Raw genomic sequence first — 21923 nt, 5'->3', positions numbered from 1 at the left:
GGCCGGCATGACGCAGGCGAAGCCTCCACCCCGTGGGTCGGGCCCGGACGGGTCCCGAATGGGCCCCACCCGGATCTCCACCCTGGTCGTGGCCGGCCTGGCTGCGGCGGCGGTGGCCTGGCTGCTGATCAGCACCCTCTACTACAGCGGCGTTCCCCGGCTGCCCTGGCTGCCTGTGGTGACGCTGGCCGGGCTCGCCGTGCTGGAGGCGTACGCGGCTGTCAACACCCGGGGCCGGATCGAACGCAAGCCGGGCCGGGAGCCGGTCAACCCGCTGATGGTTGCCCGCTTCGTGGTGCTGGCCAAGGCGTCGGCACTGGCCGCGGCGATCTTCGCGGGCTTCTACGCGGGGCTCGCCGGCTGGCTCTTCGTGGAGACCACCCGCGCCGCCCTGGACGATCGACCGGCCGCTGCCGGTGGTCTGCTCGCCTCGCTGGCCCTGGTCGGCGCCGCGCTCTGGTTGGAGCGCTCCTGCCGGGTGCCGGAACGCCCGGACGACGAGCGCGAGCAGGACCCACGGGAGAGCCGCCCCGGCCAGCGCTGAGCAGGGGGTTACGCCCGGCTGCGGGCGCGGGTACGGTGCCTGCGATCGGGAGCGAGGGCCGCCCGGTGTCCGTCCGCGCGCCGGACCGGGGACGGCCGGCCACTGGGGAGGCGGCGTCATGGGGTACGAAGAAGCGGGCCGGGACCGGTCGGCCGAACCCTCGTCGGGGGTGCCGGCCGCGGTACTGGAGAACGTCTTCGACGACCCCACCCAGGGCGAGCCCGGCCGGGATCGGATCGGCGTACACCTGGGGTGGGAGCTGCTGCTGCTGGCCGGGTTGGCGGCCGTGAGCTGGCTGCTCTGGCGGGAGGATCCGGCCGCCGTGCGCGACGGCAACCTGCGCACGCTGCTGATCGACGCGGTCGGGTTGGGGTTGCTCGCCCTGGCCGCCGGGCTGAGCCTGCGTACGGCAGCGCCGAACCTGGCCGTCGGCCCGATCGCGGTCGCGGCCGCCCTGCACTACGCCGAACAGGGTGACCGGGGCCTGCCGGCGTCGATCGGCCCGGCCCTGGCGGTCGCCGCGGTGGGCGGGCTCGTGCTGGCGCTGGCCGTGGTGGTGCTGCACGTGCCGGGCTGGGCCGCCAGCCTGGCCGGCGCCGCCGCCGTGGTGGTGTACATCGAACGTCGTTCGGCGCCCGTGCTGGTGCAGGGCGACTACGACCCGACGAGCAGCGCCGGGTACCTCTTCGCCGGTTTCGCCGCGGTGGCCATCCTCGGCGGGCTGTTCGGCGCGGTCCGGGCGATCCGCCGGCTCGTCGGCCGGTACCGACCGATCGCCGACCCGGCCCGTCGGCGCGGCGCGGTGGCCGCCGCGGTGACCGCGGTCGCGCTTGTCGTCTCCACGGTGCTGGCCGCTCTCGCCGGCGTGCTGCTCGCCGCCAACGACCCCGGGCCGGTGGCGCCCACCTCCGGGCTGGACTGGACGGTGCTGGCCATCGGCGTGGCCCTGCTCGCCGGCACCAGCGCGTACGGTCGCCGGGGCGGTGTGTTCGGCACGCTGCTGGCGGTCGGCCTGGTCACCGTCTTCCAGGCGTACGCCCCGGAGCGCGGGTGGACGCTGAGCAACTGGGTGGTCGGCGGGGCCGCGCTCGGCGTCGGGCTGGTGGCCACCCGGCTGGTCGAGACGCTCGGGCGGCCCCGAACGGGCAGGCCCGACCGGCCCGAGCCGGTCAGCGACGGCACGATCAGCTCGGGCTGGACCATGCCGCAGGCGCAGTCCGTCGACAACTGGCCTCCCACGCTGCCGACCCAGGCCGCGCCCCAACCGGTCGACCCCTGGCGGGATCCGCGGTGGGAGGACGGCCCGCGACGGTGGGACACCGACGAGCGGTGAGCCGCGTCGCGTCCGCCGAGCCGGAGCTGATCTCGACCGTTAGGCTCGGCGACATGACCGACACACCTGCCGCCACCCCGGGCGGAACCTCGTTCGAGGAGCTTGACGCGCTGTCCACCGAGGAACTGCGGGAGCGGGCGTTCGCCCTGGCCCGAGAGCGTCGGGACGTGGGCTTCTACTGGTCGGTGCTGCGCCACCTGCCGAACGCGGACGAGGCCACGGTGCTGGACGGCGCCCCGAACTCGATCGGCCCGACGATCGACGAAGCCAACGCGCTGTGGCGGGAGCTGACCGGTCACGGCTACGAGGAGTCGGCGCCGCTGCTGCGGGCCGCCTTCATCGACTACCTGATGAAGCACTGAGCCGCTCGGGGCAGCCCAGGTCGGCCCGAGCCAGCGGTTCGGGGCCTGGGCGGATCGCGTCGCTCGTGCACCGCTCCGGCCCGGTCAGCCGCTACGGCACGGCCGCCGGCACCGGCGCGCTCGCCGTGTTGCTGCTGGTCGGCATCTGCGGCAGCCCGGCGTACACCGGGTGGGCCGCCACCCTGACCGACCCGGAGTCGGGCGGCGCCTTCTACGCGCGCCTGCTCGCGTGGCCGGCCTGGCGGCTCGACGCGGACGGGCAGGCCGGCGGGTTGTTCGCCGCCGACCTGCGGGCCGTGCTGCTGGTGGTCCTCGCGGTGGCTCTGCTCTACCTGTTGCCCGCCGCCCAGGTCGCCCGGGTGCCCGGCCCGGTCAGCCAGTTCTTCTCCGGCTGGGCCGCGTACGTGCTGGCCGGCGGGCTGGCCGCCGTGCTGGCGGCGCTACTCGGCCCGGCGCCGTCACTGCTGGGGGCACTGCAGGACGCCAGCACCGGTGCCGGGTACGGCTTCCTCACCGGCTGGATCATCGGCATCGCCAGCCTCGGCGGTCGCGCCTGACCCGATCGAGGCGGGGTCAGGCGCGGCGGTCGTGCCCGACCCGACCGGGCCGGGTCAGTTGGTCGGGCGGCCGAGGTCGAGGAGACGCTGTCGGCTGAGCGCGCCCACCGGCCGGCCGGCGTCGGTCACGAGAAGTCGGTCCCGGCCCGAGGTGAGCAGGACCGCCAACGCGTCGTACGCGGAGCCGTCCACCGCGACGGTGGGCAGGTCCGGTGCGGCGTCCTCGGGGACCGGTTCCAGCGCTTCCCGGTCGAGTGGGGTGACCGCCAGCCGGCGGATGCCCCGGTCGGCGCCGACGAACTCGCGTACGAACGGGGTGGCGGGTGCGCCGAGCAGGGCGGCCGGGGTGTCGAACTGCTCCAGGTGCCCGCCCTCGGAGAGCACGGCGATCCGGTCACCGAGCCGGACCGCCTCGTCGAGGTCGTGGGTGACCAGCACGATCGTCTTGCGCACCTCGGCCTGCAGGCGCAGGAACTCCTCCTGCAGGCGGGCCCGGACGATCGGGTCGACGGCCGAGAACGGCTCGTCCATCAACAGCACCACCGGGTCGGCGGCGAGCGCGCGGGCCACCCCGACGCGCTGCCGCTGGCCGCCCGACAGCTCGTGCGGGTAGCGACCGCCGAACTCGGCCGGGTCCAGTCCGACCAGGTCGAGCAGCTCGTCGACCCGGGCCCGGGTCTGGCCCTTGGGCCACCGGAGCAGGCCCGGCACGGTGGCCACGTTGGCCCGCACCGTCTGGTGTGGAAAGAGGCCGACGTTCTGGATCACGTACCCGATTCGGCGGCGTAGTCGCACCGGGTTGACATCGGTGACGTCCTCGTCGCCGAGCGTGATGCGACCGGCCGTCGGTTCGATCAGACGGTTGATCATCCGCAGCACTGTCGACTTGCCGCAGCCGGAGGGCCCGATCAGCACCACCAGTTCGCCGGCCCGGACGTCCAGGCTGAGGTCCCGGACAGCCTCGGTCCCGTTCGGGTACCGCTTCTGGATGCCCTGCAGGGAGATCGACGCCGCGCGAGGGGATTGGGCCACCTGGGCAGCCTCCGGGGTAACGTCCACGTATGTCCTTCCGCCTGAGCTACCGGGCCGACCCGGGTAACCCCTGGTTCTCCTGGCAGTACGTGCGGGACAACTCTGACACGATCCTCGCCGCGGTGCGCGAACACGCCTCTCTCACCGGGCGGGCGGTGTTGATCGCGGTGCTGATCGCCCTGCCGTTGTCCGTGCTGGCGTACTGGTTCCGTCCGCTCGCCGGTCCGGTCCTCGCCGTCAGCGGGGTGGTCTACACCATCCCGTCGTTGGCGCTCTTCGCGTTCATCGCGCCCTACCTGGGCACCGGGGCGACCACGGTGCTGGTCGGGCTGGTCCTCTACGCGCTGCTGCTGATCGTGCGCAACGTGGTGGCCGGTCTCAACCAGGTGCCCCCGGAGGTTCGCGAGGCCGCCGAGGGCATGGGTTACGGCCGGTGGAGGCGGCTGTTCCGGATCGACCTGCCGCTGGCGCTGCCGGGCATCGTGACCGGCGTACGGCTGGCGACCGTCTCGACTGTGGCGTTGGTCACGGTCGGGGTGCTGGTCGGGCACGGCGGGCTCGGGCAGTTGATCTTCGCGGGCTTCCAGAACAACCTCTACAAGGCCGAGATCATGACCGCCGCGCTGCTCTGCGTGGCGCTCGCGATCGTCCTCGACCTGCTGCTCATCCTGGTCGCCCGGCTGGTGACCCCCTGGTCCACCCGGAGGGCACGGTGACCGTCACGGCGAACCCGATCGGCCAGGCGATCACCTGGATCAACGACCCACTGAACTGGACCAACCCCGGCGGCATGCTGGACCGGCTCGGCGAGCACCTGACGATCTCCGCCCTGGCGGTGGCGCTCGGCTGCCTGGTGGCCTGGCCGCTCGGGCTCTGGCTGGGGCACCTCGGCCGAGGTGGCGGCCTCGTGGTGCTGATCTCCAACGCCACCCTGGCCATCCCCACCCTGGCGCTGTTGACCATCCTGCCGGTCGTCTTCGCCAGCGGCTTCGGGAAGACGCCGGTCGTGGTGGCACTGGCCGTCTTCGCCGTGCCGCCGCTGCTGGCCAACGCGTACACCGGGGTGCGGCAGGTGGACCCGGAGGCCCGCGACGCGGCCCGGGGGATGGGTCTGTCCAGCGCACAGCTGCTGCGCCGGGTGGAGTTGCCGCTCGCGGTGCCCTACCTGGCGGCCGGCTTCCGCACCGCGGCGGTCCAGGTGATCGCGACCGCGGCGTTGGCCTCCTTCGTCAACGGCGGCGGCCTGGGCCAGATCATCCGGACCGGCTTCGGTATCGGTATCGCGGCCGGCGGCGGGCAGATCGTCGCCGGCGGTGTGCTGGTGGCCGGGCTCGCGCTGCTGGCCGAGGTGGTCCTCGGCGGCGTCGAACGGCTGGTCACCCCCAAGCCGCTGCGGCGCGGGCGGCAGCGCCTCGGGCGGCCCCGTGCCGCCGACGCCACCGGGAGCGCCTGACCCGTCCGGGTGAGTCCGCGTCGAGCTGACGACCCACGCACGTCAAATCGGTGACGATGGGGTGACGAAGTCCATCCCAAGTTGTCGGTCGGTTGCGGAGCATGTTGGGTGGACATTCGCGGGCGGCCGACAGTCAGGATCGCCCGTCGGACACGCGGCCGGCCCGGGACGGGCCGCGCCGGGACACGGAAGGCGGGCACATGCGCGCACGTACACGTCTGGCGATCGGGGCGGTCAGCGCCCTCGCCGGGGCAGCACTCCTCACCGGCTGCGGTGACGCCGGCTCGTCCGGCACCGACGCACCGCAGACGAGCGCCTCCGGCGCCGGGTGCGCCCCGGTCGCGGGCCAGCAGCTCATCGCTCTGCAGGACGACAAGAAGCTCCAGAACTCCGACAACGTCATCCCCGCGGTCAACAGCAAGGCGGCCAACCCGCAGCTGCTCGCCGCACTGGACAAGGTCTCCGCCGCGCTGGACACCCCGAAGCTGATCCAGCTCAACAAGGCGGTGAACGAGGACCGCAAGACCCCCAAGGTGGCGGCCGAGGAGTTCGCCAGCGCGAACAACCTCACCGCGGGCATCGCCAAGGGCCCGGGCGGCAACATCGTGGTGGGCGCCGGCAACTTCGCCGAGAGTCAGACGTTGGGTGAGCTGTACCGGATCGCGCTCACCGCCGCCGGCTACCAGGTCAAGGTGCAGCAGATCGGCAACCGGGAGCTGTACGCGCCGGCTCTGGAGAAGGGCGAGATCCAGGTCGTCCCGGAGTACGCGGCGACCATGGCCGAGTTCCTCAACACCAAGGCCAACGGCCAGAACGCACAGCCGGTCTCCTCACCGGACATCAACACGACGGTGACCGCGCTCAAGGCCGAGGGCGACAAGGCCGGCCTCACCTTCGGCACCCCGGCCGCCGCACAGGACCAGAACGCCTTCGCGGTGACCCAGGCCTTCGCCGACAAGTACGGCGTACGGACCCTCTCCGAGCTGGCGTCGAAGTGCTCCGGCAGCGCGACCGTGCTCGGTGGCCCGCCGGAGTGCGAGCAGCGTCCGTTCTGCAAGCCGGGCCTGGAGAAGACGTACGGGCTGTCGGTCGGCAAGTTCTCCTCGCTCGACCAGGGCGGGCCGCTGACCAAGAGCGGGCTGCGCGACGGTTCGATCAGCGTGGGTCTGATCTTCTCCTCGGATGGCGCCTTCGCCACCAGCTGAGCACGTGCTGAGGACGCCCCCGCCCCGACCGGGCGGGGGCGTCCGTGCGTGCCGGGGACCCCGTTCCCTCCGCCGGATATCGTGGGTAGGCTGCACATCCATGCCAGCCCCGGCCACCTCTGACGCCCGGCGTCAACCATCGCTGCTGACCATGCTCTTCTGGGCGGGCGTCGCTCTCGCGCCGGTGGCGGCGCTGATCCTGCTGGTGGCCGACGGCAACGGCCCGCTGCGCTTCGCCGCGGTGCTCGCCATTCTCGCGGTGGTGCTGATCGGTCTCTCCATCGCGCTGCGGCCGGACGGCGAGGGCGCCTCGGCGCGGACGGACGAGCTGCTGGACGAGATCGAGGAACTGCGTCGGGAGCTGCGCAGCGAGATCGTGGCCGCCGCCCAGCGCGGGAACCAGGCCCTCGACCAGGCGCAACGGGCCCAGGAGGGGATCGCCGCGGTGCGCCGCCGCCTCGACGCCAGCGGTGCGGCCCTCGCCGGTGCCGTCCCCGCTGCCGAACCGGCCGGCGCCGGACGGGCGCGGGTGACCGCCGTCGAGCCGCCGGTGGACGACGCGCCGGTGGCCCGTAGCCGGGTCCCGCTGGACGCGCCGGCCGGCCGCGCCCGGGTGGCCGGCCCCGACGACGCGCCCCGCTGGGGGCGCCCCGAGCACCCGGACGACGACGAGCCGGCGTACGCACGGGAGGCCCCCGAACCGCCGGCCGCTACCGGGATGTACGGCGGGGAACGGCCGGCCGCCACCGCGTACGGCTCGGCCCGCCCCCGGGAACACGACCGCCCGGAGGCGGCGCACCGGCCGGGTGGCGTGGTCCGACACACCGAGACCGTGCACGTCACCACCCGACACACAGTGGTGGACGGCGGCCCGGCCGAGCCGGCCGGGCGCTACGGCGGCGGGTACGCCGGTCAGTGGACCCCACCCGCGCAGGAGTGGACCCGGGGCGGCGACGCGGACGAGCGCCCCCGCCCGGCCGGCCGAGCGAGGAGCGAGCCGGAGGAGCGCCCCCGAGCCGGATACGGCGACGAGCCGGGCTGGACGGGCCGCCGGGACGAACCGGAGTGGACCGATCGGCGCGACGCGTACGCCCAGCCCGACGAGCCCGCCCCGGCGGCCCGGTCGCACCGCACCCCGGAGCGGCCGGCGGCGGGCTCCTGGGACAGCCCGGACGATCAGGGCTGGTCGGAGCAGCGTGATCGGGCGGGCGCCGCAGCGCCGCAGCCCGGGCCGCCGCTGCGGGCCGACGACACCGGCGAGTACTGGTCGCAGCTGCGGGCCGGTGACCGCTGGGCCGCCGTCCGCGACGACGAGAACGGCCGCGAGCTGCGGGTCGGCGAACGCCGGGCCGAGGTGCACGCCGACGCCACCGGCACCGAGTACCGGGTGGCCGACCGCTGGGCCGCCGTCCGCCACGAGGAGCCGCGCCGCCACGAAGACGCCGTCCGCCACGAGGAGCCGCGCCGCCACGAGGACGCCGGCCGGTATGAGGAGCCGCGCCGCCACGAAGACGCCGGCCGGTATGAAGAGCCGCGCCGGTACGAGGAGCGGGAGTCGTACCCCCGGGACGAGCCGGCGCGCCGCCACGACCGCGACGGTGGCCGACGGGCCGAGCCGGGACGGCCCGCGCTGCCGGTCGGCGGCGTGCCGGTGCCGGACGAGTGGCGCCCACCGCGTCAACGCGGCCACCAGGCGGAACCCGCGCCGGAGCGGACCGGCCGGCGGCGGGTCGACGAGCGCTACGGCTACCCACCCCAGGACGACGTGCCGCGTGCCGGTGGCGCCCCACCCGCCGACCGCTGGCGCTGACCGGTCAGGCGACCCCTATCACTTGTCGATGTCGCCGACCACGAAGAACATCGAGCCGAGGATCGCGATCAGATCCGGGACCAGGCAGCCGGGAAGCAGAGTGGCCAACGCCTGGACGTTCGCGTACGAGGCGGTGCGCAACTTCAACCGCCACGGCGTCTTCTCGCCCCGGGACACCAGGTAGTAGCCGTTGATGCCGAGCGGGTTCTCCGTCCAGGCGTACGTGTGCCCCTCCGGCGCCTTGAGCACCTTCGGCAGCCGGGTGTTGATCGGCCCGGTCAGCCGGTCCACCCGGTCGAGGCACTGCTCGGCGAGGTCCAGCGACGCGTACACCTGGTCGAGCAGCACCTCGAAACGGGCGTGGCAGTCGCCGGCGGTCTTGGTGACCACCGGCACGTCCAGCTCGTCGTAGGCCAGGTAGGGGTCGTCGCGGCGCAGGTCCAGGTCGAGCCCGGAGGCCCGGGCCACCGGCCCGGACGCGCCGAACGCGGCGGCGTCCGCGGCGGACAGCACGCCCACGCCGACGGTACGGGCCAGGAAGATGTCGTTGCGCCGGATCAGGTGGTCCAGGTCGGGCAACCGGCGGCGCACCTCACCGATGGCCGCGCGTGCCCGCCCGGTCCACCCGTACGGCACCTCCTCCTTGAGGCCACCCACCCGGTTGAACATGTAGTGGATCCGGCCGCCGGAGACCTCCTCCATCACCGCCTGGATGGTCTCGCGTTCCCGGAACGCGTAGAAGATCGGCGTGATCGCCCCGATCTCCAACGGGTACGAGCCGAGGAACATCAGGTGGTTGAGCACCCGGTTCAGCTCCGCGAGGGCCATCCGCAGCCAGGTGGCCCGCTCCGGCACCTCCATGCCCATCAGGCGTTCCACCGCGAGCACCACACCCAGCTCGTTGGAGAACGCCGAGAGCCAGTCGTGCCGGTTGGCGAGCACGATGATCTGCCGGTAGTCACGCACCTCGAAGAGCTTCTCGGCGCCCCGGTGCATGTAACCGACGATCGGTTCGCAGGCGACCACCCGTTCGCCGTCGAGCACCAGCTTCAACCGCAGCACACCATGGGTGGAGGGGTGCTGCGGCCCGATGTTCAACACCATGTCGGTGCCGAGCTGCTGATCACCGGTGCCGGCGACCAGGCCGGCTCCGGTGCCGACGGTCAGTTCACGGAGGGCCCCGGCGTCGGTGGTCATGCCCGTCATCGTGCCACGGCCGGCCCGAGGGGGATGCCGACCGGCTGGCGCAACCACAGGTGCCCGCCGAGCCCGGCCGGGTCGGTCAGCTCGGCCACCGCCGACGCGGCGGCCAGCGCCCGCACGTAGCCGGCCGGGTCGGTGCCGGCCAGGCTGAGCGGCGGTCGCCCGCCGTCGGCCCCGAGCGCCCGCAGCGCTTCCCGCTGGGAGACCAGGGAGTACGCGCACCGGGCGACCGCCGCACCAGCGGAGGCGACCGAGTCCATGGCCACGTGCGCGGTCACATCACTCGACCCGTCCGGCACCGGAGGCACCTGCCGCCCACCCCGATACCCGGTCAACGTCCTGTCGATAGGCCGCCCCTCCCGCAGATGCCCGTAGTCCACCGCGACCGCCAGCCCTCGGCTGATCCTGCCGACCGCATCCGCCCAGGCATGGTCCCTGGTCCGACCGATCTCGGCCCGCCATCCGCTGTGCATGGGTTCCGGCCGCGCGCTGTGGGGGGTTTCCGGGCAGCCCGGCCGGCTCCGGGCGGTCAGGCTTGATCCCTGCGCCGGCCGGGCTGCCCGGAAACCCGACTCGCTTCCGCTTGTCGCGCCCGTCCCGGTCAACCCCGAGGTCGGGTCACCGTCGGCGGTGGCTGGGCTCGTGGTGCCCGAGGTCGGGTCGCCGTCGGCGGCAGGGCTCGTGGTGCTGGGCCACCAGGTGGTCAGCCAGTCGAGGTCGGCAGCGTCGACCAGCTCGCCAACCGACTCGACACCGCTCTCCGGGTCGACCAACAGGTATCGCCAGCCGTCCTCGGTGTGCACTGCCAGGTCCAGCGGCACGTTGTCGAGCCACTCGGTTGCCAGCAGCACCCCGGTGATCTCACCAGGAATCTCAGACGTCCAGGTGATCTCTTCGGGAAGGTTCTCGGGGCGGGTCGCGTACTCCACCGCTGTGAAGCGCACGCGTTCCGCAAGCGACGGACGAACGGTGACCGACGACGGATCGTCGGCTGACCGACGGACGGAGGCCGCGGAAGTCAGGGTTTCCGGGGAGCCCGCCCGCGCAGGGATCAAGCCTGACCGCCCGGAGCGGGCGGGCTCCCCGGAAACCCCCACCGCAACCCCGACGGCGCTGTCCGACGCGACGAGCCTGAGCAGGGTGAGCAACAGTTCCCCCCGTCCAGCGCCCACGTCGACCACGTCCACGCGGGCTGGATGCCCGAGGGCTGTGTCGACTTGAGTGAGAAGCCGTAGCAGCGCGGTGGCGAAGGCTGGGGAGGCGTGCACGCTGGTTCGGAAGTGGTCGGCCGGCCCGGCGCCGGCGACGAAGAAGCCGTGCGGCCCGTAGAGGGCCTGGCTCATCGCGTCCCGCCACCGGATCGACATCAGTTCCCTCCGCGTTCAGGGTGTGTCACCGTGCCGACCCTACGGTCACCGGTTCCGGCGCGACTCGTGATCCCCGGCCGCGCGGTCGTGGTTCACGCCTGGAAGTAGTGCCCCGCGTTGAGGTCGGCGATCAGGTCGGGGTGGGCGGGGGTCCAGCCCAGCAGCTCGCGCGTGACGGCGGACGACGTCGGGTTGTCCAGCTGCGCGAACGTCTCGAGGAAGCCGAAGTACCCGTTCGCCTCGTCGGGACTGATGCTCCGGACCGGGATGTCGAGCTTGCGGCCGACGGCCTCGGCGATCTGCCGGAAGGGGACTCCCGCGTCGCCGACAGCGTGCAGGCGCGCACCGGCCGGGGCCTTTTCGAGGGCGAGTCGGTAGAGCTCGGCCGCGTCGAGCGTGTGCACGGCCGACCACCTGTTGGTGCCCTCGCCGACGTACGCGGCGTACCCGTGCTGCCGGGCCGCCGCGATGATGGTGGTGAGGAAGCCGACGTGGTCCAGCGAGCTGTGCACGATGGGGAGCCGGACGACGGAGGAGCGCACACCGCGGGCGGCGAGGCCGGCCACGAAGTTCTCCGCGTCGATCCGGTAGCCACCGCCCGGGAAGGTGTCGCGTTCGGTGCCGGGGCGGCCGACGATGCCGCCCAGCACGAGCATTGCTGTCCCGCCCGTGCCGACGAAGGGCTTGCCGGAGCCGGCCAGGCCGTCGGCGAGTGCCGTGAGAGCCGCCAGGTCGACCTCGGCGGCGCCGGCCAGGTCGCCGGTGACCAGGAGGTCGTGGCGGAACGCCAGGTGGACCACCCCGTCGGAGCCGGCCGCCTCCTCCCGAAGCGCGTCGAGGTCGGAGAGGTCGCCACGGCGTACCTCGGCGCCGAGCTTCTCGATCGCGGCGGCGGACGTGTCGGAGCGGGCCAGGCCGACGACGTCGTGTCCGGCGGAGATCAGTTTCGGTACGACCGCGGAGCCGAGGTGGCCGGAGGCACCGGTGACGAATACGCGCATGGCGGTTCCTTTGTGAGATGGTCATGTCGCCTTGTGACATCACCGTACCGCACGATGTCGCAATGTGACATGGCTCGGCCGGAAAGAATGTCGCAGCGTGACATCGGATACCATCGCCGCATGGCCCGCTGGCAACCCGACGCGCGTGGCCGCCTGGAGGCGGCCGCCTTCGAGCTGTTCCGCGAGCGCGGCTTCGAGCAGACGACGGTCGCCGACATCGCCGCCCGAGCCGGGCTCGACAAGCGCACCTTCTACCGACTCTTCGGCGACAAACGCGAGGCGCTCTTCAGCGGCGGCGAGCAGTTGGAGGAGGTTCTGGTCAAGGCGGTGGCCGAGACGGACGCCGGGCCGTTCGAGGCGGTCGTCGCCGCCTTCCGCCAGGTGGCGGAGCAGATCTTCACCGACCGCCTCGAGCTGGTCCGGATGCGCCAGTCGATCATTGCCAGTAGTCCCGAGTTGCAGGAGCGTGAGCTGCGCAAGACGAGCTCGCTGACGGCCGCGGTCGCCGCCGCTCTGCGTGCCAAGGGCTTCAGCGAGACGACCGCCGCCCTGGCGACCGAGTCCGGTGTGATGGTCTTCCGGGTGGCGCTCGCCCGCTGGGTCGCACCCGAGAGCGATGGCGGCTCGTTCGCCGACCTGATCGCCGAGGTGGCCACCGAACTACGCACGCTCACGACGGCCCCGGGCTGAGGCCGACCGGTCACTACCGGGCTCTTCCTTCGGTGGTGAACGTTTTCACACCTTCTGTTTCGGCCCCGTGACGCGGGCGCATACTTGCGATCGACCGGTACCCCTTCTCGAGGACTGGATCGTCGTCATGAGCGCACCGCTGCGCCCGCGCCCGGCCGGCCCACTCGGGCCCGCCGCCTCGTGGGATCGCGCCGTTCCCGGCGCCCGCGCCACCTCCCGTCTACTCACCGTCGGTGTCGTTGGCGCCGGTCGGGTCGGTGCCGTGCTGGGTGCCGCGCTCGCCGCCGCCGGGCACCGGGTGGTTGCCGTCTCCGGCAGCTCCGGGGCCAGCCGCGCCCGCCTCGCCCTGCTGTTGCCCGAGGTGCCCCGCTGTCCGGTCACCGCCGTGGCGCACGCCGCCGCCGACCTGCTGCTGATCGCGGTACCGGACGACACCCTGGCCGGCGTGGTGGCCGACCTCGCGGAGCGGGGTGCGTTGCATCCGGGTCAGATCGTCGCGCACACCTCGGGAGCGCACGGCCTGGCCGTGCTGCGGCCGGCCGTCGCTGCGGGCGCCCGGCCGCTCGCCCTGCACCCCGCCATGACCTTCACCGGTACGCCGGACGACCTGGCCCGGCTGGACGGCATCTCGTACGGGGTGACCGCCCCGGCGGAGTTGCGCCCGCTGGCCGCCCGGCTGGTGGCCGACCTGGGTGGCGTGCCGGAGTGGGTGGCCGAGGCGGACCGCCCGCTCTACCACGCCGCGCTGGCCCACGGCGCGAACCACCTGGTGACCCTGGTCAACGAGGCGACCGACCGGTTGCGGGACGCCGGGGTGTCCCGCCCGGAGAAGGTGCTCGCCCCGCTGCTGCGGGCCGCCCTGGAGAACGCGTTGCGCCTCGGTGACGACGCGCTGACCGGGCCGGTGTCCCGCGGCGACGCGGGCACTGTCGAGCGACACCTGGCCCGGCTGGCCGCCACCGCGCCGGAGTCGGTCCCCGCGTACCTGGCGCTGGCCCGCCGTACCGCCGACCGGGCGATCGCCGCCGGCCGGCTGCGACCGGTGGACGCCCAGTCGCTGCTCGGCGTGCTCGCCGAGACGAGCCGGGAGGTGGCGGCGTGAGCGTGAGGAGTGAGCCGATCTTGCGAGCCCCGCAGTCGCGAACCGAGGTGTCGCTGTGACGCAGGTCGTGCACACGCGCGCCGAGTTGGCCGAGGCGCGGGCCGGGCTGAAGGGCACGGTCGGGGTGGTGATGACCATGGGCGCGCTGCACTCCGGGCACGAGACGTTGCTGCGTGCGGCCCGGGAACAGGCCGACCACGTGCTGGTGACGATCTTCGTCAACCCGTTGCAGTTCGGGCCGAACGAGGACTTCGACCGCTACCCGCGCACCCTCGACGACGACCTGGAGGTGTGCCGGCGGGCGGGCGCGGATCTGGTCTTCGCCCCGTCGGTGGCGGACATGTACCCGGACGGGCAGCCCCGCGTACGCCTCGATCCGGGCCCGCTCGGCGCGGAGCTGGAGGGGGCGAGTCGTCCCGGCTTCTTCCACGGCGTACTCACCGTGGTGTTGAAGCTGCTCCAGCTCACCCGGCCGGACCTGGCGTTCTTCGGCGAGAAGGACTACCAGCAGCTCACCCTGGTCCGACGGATGGCTCGTGACCTGGATGTGCCGGTCGAGGTGGTCGGCGTGCCGACCGTCCGGGAGCCGGACGGCCTGGCGCTCTCCAGCCGCAACCGCTACCTGAGCGAGCCGGAGCGGGCCGCCGCGCTGAGTCTGTCCGCCGCGCTGCGGGCCGGTGCGCGGGCCGCCGACGACGGCCTGGACGCGGGGGCGGTGCTGACCGCCGCGCACGCCGCGTTCGGGGCCGGTACGCCCGGTGCCCGCCTCGACTACCTGGTGCTCACCGATCCCGACTTGGAACCGGGGCCGGTGTCCGGGCCGGCCCGGCTGGTGATCGCCGCGTGGGTGGGCGCCACCCGGTTGATCGACAACGCGGCGATCCACCTCGCCCCGCGTCCGTGACCCGGCCGCACCACCCTCCACCAATCCCGCGAAAGGCCACCCTGATGTTGCGGACCATGCTCAAGTCGAAGATCCACCGGGCCACGGTGACCCAGGCCGACCTGCACTACGTCGGTTCGGTGACTGTGGACGAGGATCTGCTCGACGCCGCCGACCTGCTCCCCGGCGAGCAGGTGGCGATCGTGGACATCACCAATGGCGCCCGGCTGGAGACGTACGTGATTCCGGGCGAGCGGGGCAGCGGCGTGATCGGCATCAACGGTGCCGCCGCGCACCTGGTGCACCCCGGTGACCTGGTCATCCTGATCTCGTACGGGCAGATGGACGATGCCGAGGCCCGGTCCTACCGGCCACGGGTCGTGCACGTCGACGCCGACAACCGGGTGATCGAGTTGGGTGCCGACCCGGCCGCGGCGGCACCCGGCACGGCCGGGAACCCGGTGCCCAGCCCGCTGGCCGTGTCCGGAGTCTGATCCCGCGTACCGCGATTCCGGTCTGTTACCGGAAGGTCATTTCCGGTTACCCTGGGCACGCTGGCGGAAGCCGGTCGGTGGCTGGGGGAGGCCGCGATGCGCCGTGCCATGACGACCCTGTTCGCCGCTGTTGCCACGGCGGCGCTGCTGGTGGGCTGTGCCGGGTCCGGGGGCCTGGACGGTGATCTGACCGACGACTGGGCGGCGTTGCCGGCACCGTCGGCGTTCACCCCGGCCGCCGGTGTGTGTCACGCCGCCGACTTCACCGATCTGGTCGGCCTGGCCAGCTACGAGCCGGTGGACTGCGCCGGGCCGCACCGCCTGGAAACCGTGCATGTCGGGGTGTTCCCAGCCGAACGGACGACCGCTCCGGCGGGTGGCTCGCCGGAGCTGCGCGGCGCGTTCGCCGAGTGCGACACCCGTGCAACCGGCTACGTGGGTGACGACTGGCGGGCGGGCCGGCTGCGGCTGTCCGTGGCGCTGCCCAACGGGCCGGGCTGGGCGGCGGGTTCCCGGTGGTTCCGGTGCGACCTCACCGAGCTGACCACGGTCGAGGCGGCGGCCACCGTGGTGGTCCGGTCGGGCAGTCTGCGGGACGCGTTGAAGGGGCCCACCGGGCTGCGCCTCGGTTGCCAGCAGACCCGCGGTGGCGCCGGCCGGGGGGTGCTGACGCTGACCCCGGTGGAGTGCGGCAAACAGCACGACGCCGAGTTCGTCGGGGTGTGGCGCGCACCGGACCGGGCGTACCCGACCCGGGATGCCGACTGGGCGCCGCTCTACACGGGTTGTCGCAGCGTCCTCGCCCGGTACGTGGGCGTTCCGGACGACGCCACACTGCCCGTCCGCAGCGGTGTGGTGGTCCGACCGCCGGGGGCCGGGCGCTGGAAGGTCGGTGACCGGGGCGTCCGCTGCTATCTGTGGCTCAGCCACCGTACGGTGACCGCCTCGCTGAAGGGCGCGGGCCCGGCGGGGCTACCGGTCCGGACGAAGTGACCACGGCCTGACGCGCCACGCGCGCCGGACGGGGTAGCCCAAAACACTCGTCCCGCCCCCGCCGCCCCGGGCGAGGATGGTTCGGGTTGACTGGGGGGATGGACCTCCCGACCGTCGACCTGCCTGCCCTGCCCGCGTTGCTGGCCGCGCCCGCGCCCGGCTGGGTGGAGACCACCGACGTGATCGTGGTGGGTTCCGGCGTGGCCGGGTTGACCGCGGCGCTGCACCTGCGGGAGGCAGGTCTGCACGTCACGGTGGTAACCAAGGTCAACATTGACGACGGCTCGACCCGGTGGGCGCAGGGCGGCATCGCCGCCGTGCTCGACCCGGCCGACACACCGGCGGCCCATGCCCGGGACACCGAAATCGCCGGGGTGGGGCTGTGCGACCCGGCGGCGGTCCGGGTGCTGGTCGAGGAGGGCCCGACCCGGCTCCGTGAGCTGATGCGGATTGGCGCCGAGTTCGATCGTCACCCCGACGGTTCGCTGATGCTGACCCGCGAGGGCGGCCACCGGGCGGACCGGATCGTGCACGCCGGCGGGGACGCCACCGGCGCGGAGGTGCAGCGGGCCCTGCACGCCGCGGTGCAGCGCGACCCGTGGATCCGGCTGGTCGAGCACGCCCTCGTACTGGACCTGCTGCGCGCGCCCGGCGACGGCCCGGATGGGCTCGGCCCGGCCTGCGGGATCACCCTGCACGTGTTGGGTGAGGGCAGCGAGGACGGCGTCGGCGCGCTGCTGGCCCGTGCGGTGGTGCTCGCCACCGGCGGGATGGGCCAGATCTTCTCGGCCACCACAAACCCGGCGGTCTCCACCGGGGACGGGGTGGCGCTGGCGTTGCGGGCCGGCGCGGCGGTGACCGACGTGGAGTTCGTCCAGTTCCACCCGACCGCCCTGATCACCCCGCCCGGCGCGGGGGTGCCCGGTGCCGGGCACGCGCAGCAGCCGCTGGTCTCGGAGGCGCTGCGCGGCGAGGGCGCGTACCTGGTGGACTCCGACGGCAAGCGGTTCATGGTGGGCCAGCACGAGTTGGCCGAGCTGGCACCCCGGGACGTGGTGGCCAAGGGCATCCACCGGGTGCTGCTGGCCACCGGCGCGGACCACGTCTTCCTCGACGCACGGCACCTGGGCGGCGACTTCCTGGCCGGTCGGTTCCCCACCATCGTGGCGTCCTGCCTGGCGATCGGCGTGGACCCGGCGACCGACCTGATCCCGGTGGCGCCGGCGGCCCACTACGCCTCCGGCGGGGTCCGGACCGACCTGCGCGGCCGGACCTCCATCCCCGGCCTGTACGCCTGCGGCGAGGTGGCCTGCACGGGCGTGCACGGCGCGAACCGCCTGGCCAGCAACTCACTGCTGGAGGGTCTGGTCTTCTCCCGGCGGATCGCCGAGGACATCGCGGCCGGCCTGCCCGAGCAGGCTCAGCCGGCGGACACCGGCGCCTGGCGCGGGGGTACCGGCTGGGTGCTGCCCGCGGAGGTGACGCCGACCCTGCAACGGGCGATGACCCGGGGGGCCGGGGTGCTCCGATCCGCGGCGACGCTGGCCGAGACGGCCGGGACGTTGACCGAGTTGGGCGTTGCCCGGGGCCGGCCACGGACCGCCGACTGGGAGGCGACGAACCTGCTCACCGTGGCGTCGACGCTTGTCGCCGCCGCGTACGCCCGTGGTGAGACCCGGGGTTGTCACTGGCGGGAGGACTTCCCGACGGCCGACGAACGGTGGCTGGGCCATCTGGTCGGGGCGGTCGGGACGCAGGGCCGGGTGACGCAACAGTGGGAGGGAAACTCGTGATGGAGTCGACGCAGGCGGCGTTGCGGGCGGCCGGGCTGGATCCGGCGTTGGTGCGGCAGGTGATCGAGGGCGCGCTGGGCGAGGATCTGGGCCCGGATTTCCTGGACGTCACCAGCGTGGCCACCATTCCGGCGGAGCAGACCGACACCGCCGACCTGGTGGCCCGCGCGGACGGGGTGATGGCCGGGATGGCCGTGGCCGCCGCCGTGTTCGAGCTGGTGGGCGAGGTGACGGGCTTCGGTCGTACCGTCGAGGTGTCGGTGTTGGCCCGCGACGGCGAGCGGGTGGCCCGCGGCGACGTGCTGGCGACGGTGACCGGCCCGACCCAGCTGCTGCTGACGGCCGAGCGGACGGCGCTCAACCTGCTCTGCCGGATGTCCGGGGTGGCCACCCACACCCGGGCGTGGGCGGACGCGCTGGCCGGCACGAAGGCGATGGTGCTGGACACCCGCAAGACGACGCCGGGCCTGCGGGCGCTGGAGAAGTACGCGGTGCGGGCCGGCGGCGGCACCAACAAGCGGATGGGCCTCTACGACGTGGCCATGATCAAGGACAACCACAAGCTGGCGGCCGGGGGCATCACGGCGGCCTATCGGCGGGTCCGGGAGGCGTTCCCGGAGGTGCCGGTGCAGGTCGAGGTGACCACCGTCGACGAGGCGGTGGAGGCGGTGGAGGCCGGGGCCGACTTCCTGCTCTGCGACAACATGACGCCGGAGCTGCTGGCCGAGGCGGTGGCCGCGGTGGGTGACCGGGCGGAGCTGGAGGCGACCGGCGGGCTGACCCTGGAGGTGGCCGGCCGGTACGCGGCCACTGGCGTGGACTTCCTCTCGGTGGGCGCGTTGACCCACTCGTCGCCGATCCTGGACATCGCGCTGGACCTGCGTACGGAGTAGTTGTCTAGGCTGCGTGCGTGCTGCTCTGCATCGACATCGGAAACACCAACACCGTGCTGGCGACGTTCGACGGCGACAAGCTGGTGCACTCCTGGCGGATCAAGACCGATGCCCGTTCGACGGCGGACGAGCTGGGCCTGATGTTCCGGGGTCTGCTCGCCGGGGACAACGTCGAGATCACCGGTGTGGCCGCCTGCTCCACGGTGCCGGCCGCGCTGCGGTCGCTGCGCACCATGCTCAAGCGTTACTACGCCGACCTGCCGAGCGTGGTGGTCGAGCCGGGAGTGCGCACCGGCGTGCAGTTGGCGATCGACAACCCGAAGGAGGTCGGCGCCGACCGGGTGGTGAACACCCTGGCCGCGTACACCCTCTACGGCGGCCCGTCGATCGTTGTGGACTTCGGCACCACCACGAACTTCGACGTGATCAGCGAGCGCGGTGAGTTCCTCGGTGGGGCGTTCGCCCCGGGCATCGAGATCTCCTTCGACGCGCTGGCCGCCCGGGCCGCGCAGCTGCGCAAGGTCGAGGCCACCAAGCCCCGCTCGGTGATCGGCAAGAACACCGTGGAGTGCCTCCAGGCCGGCCTGTACTTCGGCTTCGCCGGGCAGGTGGACCGGATCGTCGAGCGGATGACCGAGGAGTTGGGCGAGGTGCGGGCGGTGATCGCCACCGGCGGCCTGGCCTCGCTGGTGATCAACGAGTGTCGCAGCATCACCCACCACGAGCCGATGATCACGCTGATCGGCCTGCGGATGGTCTACGAACGCAACCTGTGACCCCGGCCGCCGTCGGGGCCGGCCTCCAGGCGGGCGTCAGCGCCGCCGGGCGCGCAGCACCAGCGTCCGGTACGGCAGCTCGACGGTGTCCCGGCGAGCCAGGGCGGGGTGCGTGTTCAGGAGTTCGGTCAGCTCCCGCTCGACCCGCTGCTGATCCTCCCTGGTGGCGGTGAGCCAGTACGAGCGGGTGCGGACCACGCCGAGCAGCTCGTCCGGCGTGAGTGTGGTGCGGTGCGTGAACTCGCGCTGCTCGACGGTGCCGAACGCGGGGCCGAAGTCGGGGTGCTCGCCGATGAGCTGGAGGGTCGACTTGTCCCCGAAGTGGGCGATGCGACCCAGCTCGGCCACCCAGTCGACGCTGTCGTCCCGGATGTTCCAGATGGGGGCGAAGGTGCCGCCGGGACGGAGCACGCGGGCGATCTCGGCGTGTGCGAGCTCCCGGTCGAACCAGTGGTACGCCGTCCCGACCAGCACCGCGTCCGCCGCCGAGTCGGGCAGCGGCATGGTCTCGGCGCTGCCCGCCAGGGCCGTCGTGCCCGGGGTGCTGGCGGCGAGTTGTGTCCGCATCCCGGGATCGGGCTCCACCGGTACAACCTCGTGGCCCAGGGCCAGCACGCCACGTGTCAGGATGCCGGTGCCCGCCGCGAGATCGACCACCCGGGCCTCGCTCAGCCCGTCGAGCGCCCAGCGGACCGCAGCCTCGGGATAACGTGGTCGAAAGCGGTCGTAATCACCCGCAGCGACGCCGAACGACAGGGCGTGAGTGTGATCGACCATGACGGGCAGGTTATCCCGTAACGGCCTCCGGACCGCTTGAGTACGCTCGGGCCTGACCCCTGTATCTCCGTGACGAGGAAGCGTGCCGTGAGCGAGCAGAACCCCGTGCCAGTGGACCCCGCCGACGACCTTCCCGAGCAGATGAAGGTCCGCCGGGAGAAGCGGGACCGGATGCTCGCCGAGGGCGTCGAGCCCTACCCGGTCGGTTTCCCCCGTACCACCACCCTCGCGCAGGTCCGGGCGCGCTACGCCGACCTGCCGACCGACACCGCGACCGGCGACCAGGTCGCGGTCACCGGCCGGGTGATCTTCGTGCGCAACACGGGGAAGCTCTGCTTCGCGACCCTGCGGGACGGCGACGGCACCGAGTTGCAGGCGATGCTGTCCCTGGACCGGGTCGGGCCGGAGCGGCTGGAGGCGTGGAAGCGCCTCGTCGACCTCGGCGACCACGTCGGCGTCACCGGTGAGGTGATCACCAGCCGCCGGGGCGAACTGTCGGTGCTGGCCCAGCAGTGGGAGATGACCGCCAAGGCGCTGCGACCGTTGCCGGTGGCCCACAAGCCCCTCTCCGAGGAGGCGCGCGTCCGGCAGCGTTACGTCGACCTGATTGTCCGGCCGCAGGCACGGGAGATGGTGCGTACCCGGGCCGCCGCGGTACGCAGTCTGCGCGATTCACTGCACGGGCAGGGCTTCATCGAGGTGGAAACGCCGATGTTGCAACTGCTGCATGGAGGCGCGGCGGCCCGACCGTTCGTGACCCACAGCAATGCGTTGAACACCGATCTGTATCTGCGAATCGCTCCGGAACTGTTTCTCAAGCGCGCTGTGGTCGGCGGTGTCGACCGCGTCTTCGAGATCAACCGCAACTTCCGTAATGAGGGTGTCGACTCTTCGCACTCGCCGGAGTTCGCGATGCTGGAGACGTACCAGGCGTACGGCGACTACGACACGATGGCCGAGTTGACCCGCAATCTCGTGCAACAGGCGGCGATCGCGGTGAGCGGCTCGACGGTGGTGACCCACGCCGACGGTCGGGAGTTCGACCTGGGCGGCGAGTGGCGGTCCGTGACGTTGTTCGGCGTGCTTTCCGAAGCACTGGGCGAGGAGGTCACCGTTCGCACCGAACGCTCCCGCCTCGTGGAGTACGCGGACAAGGTGGGATTGGCCGTGGACCCGAAGTGGGGCCCGGGCAAGCTGGCCGAGGAGTTGTTCGAGGAACTGGTCGTTCCCGGCCTGGAGGCGCCCACCTTCGTACGGGACTACCCGGAGGAGACGAGCCCGCTCACCAGGGCCCACCGCAGCGAGCCGGGGCTGGCGGAGAAGTGGGACCTCTACGTGCTCGGCTTCGAGTTGGGCACCGCGTACTCCGAGCTGGTCGACCCGGTCGTGCAGCGGGAACGGCTGGTGGCCCAGGCGCAGTTGGCCGCCCGTGGCGACGACGAGGCGATGCGTCTCGACGAGGACTTCCTTCGGGCCATGGAGTATGGAATGCCGCCGGCCGGCGGTATGGGAATGGGAATCGACCGGCTGTTGATGGCCCTGACCGGGCTCGGAATTCGGGAAACGATCCTCTTCCCGTTGGTCCGCCCGGAGTAGTCCTCCTCCGGGCTCACACCGAGCCGTAACCGGGTCCTATTGACGCGACGAGCGGCGCA

22 protein-coding genes are annotated in these 21923 nt (G+C 72.9%); 17 read left to right on the top strand and 5 right to left on the bottom strand.

Going from position 1 to position 21923, the window contains the following annotated elements:
• The first annotated feature begins 7 nt into the window (after positions 1 to 7).
• The 4 genes from ACFYL6_RS21565 to ACFYL6_RS21550 all read left to right on the top strand — a co-directional run bounded on the left by ACFYL6_RS21565 (position 8) and on the right by ACFYL6_RS21550 (position 2796).
• On the top strand, positions 8 to 544 hold the full coding sequence (locus tag ACFYL6_RS21565) for a DUF3180 domain-containing protein (protein ID WP_387173612.1): 537 nt from the start codon (positions 8 to 10) through the stop codon (positions 542 to 544).
• Between the two features lie 118 nt (positions 545 to 662).
• Positions 663 to 1877 (top strand): ABC transporter permease, encoded by a 1215-nt coding sequence (locus tag ACFYL6_RS21560; protein WP_387173610.1) that lies wholly within the window; start codon positions 663 to 665, stop codon positions 1875 to 1877.
• Positions 1878 to 1930: 53 nt separating this feature from the next.
• A complete protein-coding gene (locus ACFYL6_RS21555; protein WP_184179324.1) occupies positions 1931 to 2239 on the top strand; it encodes a hypothetical protein in 309 nt (102 codons plus the stop codon).
• Positions 2240 to 2304: 65 nt separating this feature from the next.
• Complete coding sequence (locus tag ACFYL6_RS21550; protein WP_091403231.1) at positions 2305 to 2796, top strand: hypothetical protein; 492 nt, start codon at positions 2305 to 2307, stop codon at positions 2794 to 2796.
• A 54-nt stretch (positions 2797 to 2850) separates the two neighbouring features.
• Here ACFYL6_RS21550 and ACFYL6_RS21545 read toward each other — a convergent pair whose 3' ends face one another.
• Positions 2851 to 3855, bottom strand: coding sequence for an ABC transporter ATP-binding protein (locus ACFYL6_RS21545; RefSeq protein WP_387173608.1), 1005 nt, complete (start codon positions 3853 to 3855; stop codon positions 2851 to 2853).
• Positions 3856 to 3857: 2 nt separating this feature from the next.
• Here ACFYL6_RS21545 and ACFYL6_RS21540 point away from each other — a divergent pair, with 2 nt between their 5' ends.
• The 4 genes from ACFYL6_RS21540 to ACFYL6_RS21525 all read left to right on the top strand — a co-directional run bounded on the left by ACFYL6_RS21540 (position 3858) and on the right by ACFYL6_RS21525 (position 8296).
• Positions 3858 to 4544, top strand: coding sequence for an ABC transporter permease (locus ACFYL6_RS21540; protein ID WP_387173606.1), 687 nt, complete (start codon positions 3858 to 3860; stop codon positions 4542 to 4544).
• A complete protein-coding gene (locus ACFYL6_RS21535; RefSeq protein ID WP_387173604.1) occupies positions 4541 to 5281 on the top strand; it encodes an ABC transporter permease in 741 nt (246 codons plus the stop codon). The genes ACFYL6_RS21540 and ACFYL6_RS21535 overlap by 4 nt, the downstream gene beginning before the upstream one ends.
• Positions 5282 to 5481: 200 nt before the next feature.
• Entirely contained in the window at positions 5482 to 6486 is a 1005-nt protein-coding gene (locus ACFYL6_RS21530) for a glycine betaine ABC transporter substrate-binding protein (RefSeq protein ID WP_387173602.1), read from the top strand.
• A 100-nt stretch (positions 6487 to 6586) separates the two neighbouring features.
• The gene (locus tag ACFYL6_RS21525; protein WP_387173600.1) at positions 6587 to 8296 is read left to right on the top strand and encodes a hypothetical protein; all 1710 of its coding nucleotides are present in this window, start codon (positions 6587 to 6589) and stop codon (positions 8294 to 8296) included.
• Between the two features lie 18 nt (positions 8297 to 8314).
• Here the strand turns inward: ACFYL6_RS21525 and ACFYL6_RS21520 are convergent, their stop codons facing one another.
• The 3 genes from ACFYL6_RS21520 to ACFYL6_RS21510 all read right to left on the bottom strand — a co-directional run bounded on the left by ACFYL6_RS21520 (position 8315) and on the right by ACFYL6_RS21510 (position 11867).
• Positions 8315 to 9502, bottom strand: a complete 1188-nt coding sequence (locus ACFYL6_RS21520; protein WP_238661369.1) for an NADH-quinone oxidoreductase subunit D — start codon at positions 9500 to 9502, stop codon at positions 8315 to 8317.
• A complete protein-coding gene (locus tag ACFYL6_RS21515) occupies positions 9499 to 10866 on the bottom strand; it encodes an SAM-dependent methyltransferase (RefSeq protein WP_387173598.1) in 1368 nt (455 codons plus the stop codon). The genes ACFYL6_RS21520 and ACFYL6_RS21515 overlap by 4 nt, the downstream gene beginning before the upstream one ends.
• Before the next feature lie 92 nt (positions 10867 to 10958).
• Entirely contained in the window at positions 10959 to 11867 is a 909-nt protein-coding gene (locus ACFYL6_RS21510; protein ID WP_387173595.1) for an SDR family oxidoreductase, read from the bottom strand.
• 120 nt (positions 11868 to 11987) lie between these two features.
• Between ACFYL6_RS21510 and ACFYL6_RS21505 the strand changes: the two genes are divergently transcribed.
• The 8 genes from ACFYL6_RS21505 (at position 11988) to ACFYL6_RS21470 (ending at position 19491) form a co-directional block, all read left to right on the top strand.
• Complete coding sequence (locus tag ACFYL6_RS21505; RefSeq protein WP_387173593.1) at positions 11988 to 12557, top strand: TetR family transcriptional regulator; 570 nt, start codon at positions 11988 to 11990, stop codon at positions 12555 to 12557.
• Between the two features lie 127 nt (positions 12558 to 12684).
• Positions 12685 to 13659, top strand: a complete 975-nt coding sequence (locus ACFYL6_RS21500; protein ID WP_387173591.1) for a Rossmann-like and DUF2520 domain-containing protein — start codon at positions 12685 to 12687, stop codon at positions 13657 to 13659.
• Positions 13660 to 13714: 55 nt separating this feature from the next.
• Entirely contained in the window at positions 13715 to 14563 is an 849-nt protein-coding gene (panC, locus tag ACFYL6_RS21495) for a pantoate--beta-alanine ligase (protein ID WP_387173589.1), read from the top strand.
• A gap of 44 nt (positions 14564 to 14607) precedes the next feature.
• Complete coding sequence (gene panD / locus ACFYL6_RS21490) at positions 14608 to 15036, top strand: aspartate 1-decarboxylase (protein WP_030327945.1); 429 nt, start codon at positions 14608 to 14610, stop codon at positions 15034 to 15036.
• A gap of 96 nt (positions 15037 to 15132) precedes the next feature.
• Positions 15133 to 16029 carry a septum formation family protein gene (locus ACFYL6_RS21485; RefSeq protein WP_387173586.1) on the top strand — a complete coding sequence of 299 codons (897 nt, stop codon included), beginning with the start codon at positions 15133 to 15135 and terminating at the stop codon, positions 16027 to 16029.
• Between the two features lie 98 nt (positions 16030 to 16127).
• Positions 16128 to 17822 (top strand): L-aspartate oxidase, encoded by a 1695-nt coding sequence (locus tag ACFYL6_RS21480; protein WP_387173584.1) that lies wholly within the window; start codon positions 16128 to 16130, stop codon positions 17820 to 17822.
• Complete coding sequence (gene nadC, locus ACFYL6_RS21475; RefSeq protein WP_387173582.1) at positions 17822 to 18715, top strand: carboxylating nicotinate-nucleotide diphosphorylase; 894 nt, start codon at positions 17822 to 17824, stop codon at positions 18713 to 18715. The genes ACFYL6_RS21480 and nadC overlap by 1 nt, the downstream gene beginning before the upstream one ends.
• A gap of 17 nt (positions 18716 to 18732) precedes the next feature.
• Positions 18733 to 19491, top strand: a complete 759-nt coding sequence (locus ACFYL6_RS21470; protein ID WP_238660076.1) for a type III pantothenate kinase — start codon at positions 18733 to 18735, stop codon at positions 19489 to 19491.
• Positions 19492 to 19527: 36 nt separating this feature from the next.
• Here the strand turns inward: ACFYL6_RS21470 and ACFYL6_RS21465 are convergent, their stop codons facing one another.
• Entirely contained in the window at positions 19528 to 20268 is a 741-nt protein-coding gene (locus ACFYL6_RS21465; RefSeq protein ID WP_387173580.1) for a class I SAM-dependent methyltransferase, read from the bottom strand.
• Between the two features lie 87 nt (positions 20269 to 20355).
• On the opposite strand from ACFYL6_RS21465, the gene lysS reads away from it, so the two are divergent.
• The gene (gene lysS / locus ACFYL6_RS21460) at positions 20356 to 21864 is read left to right on the top strand and encodes a lysine--tRNA ligase (RefSeq protein ID WP_387173578.1); all 1509 of its coding nucleotides are present in this window, start codon (positions 20356 to 20358) and stop codon (positions 21862 to 21864) included.
• Positions 21865 to 21923: the final 59 nt, after the last annotated feature.

This window comes from Micromonospora sp. NPDC007208 (genome assembly GCF_042869175.1).
Lineage (GTDB): Bacteria > Actinomycetota > Actinomycetes > Mycobacteriales > Micromonosporaceae > Micromonospora > Micromonospora foliorum.
Note: the sequence above shows the minus strand (reverse complement) of the source record. Positions and strands in the feature narration are given on the sequence as shown.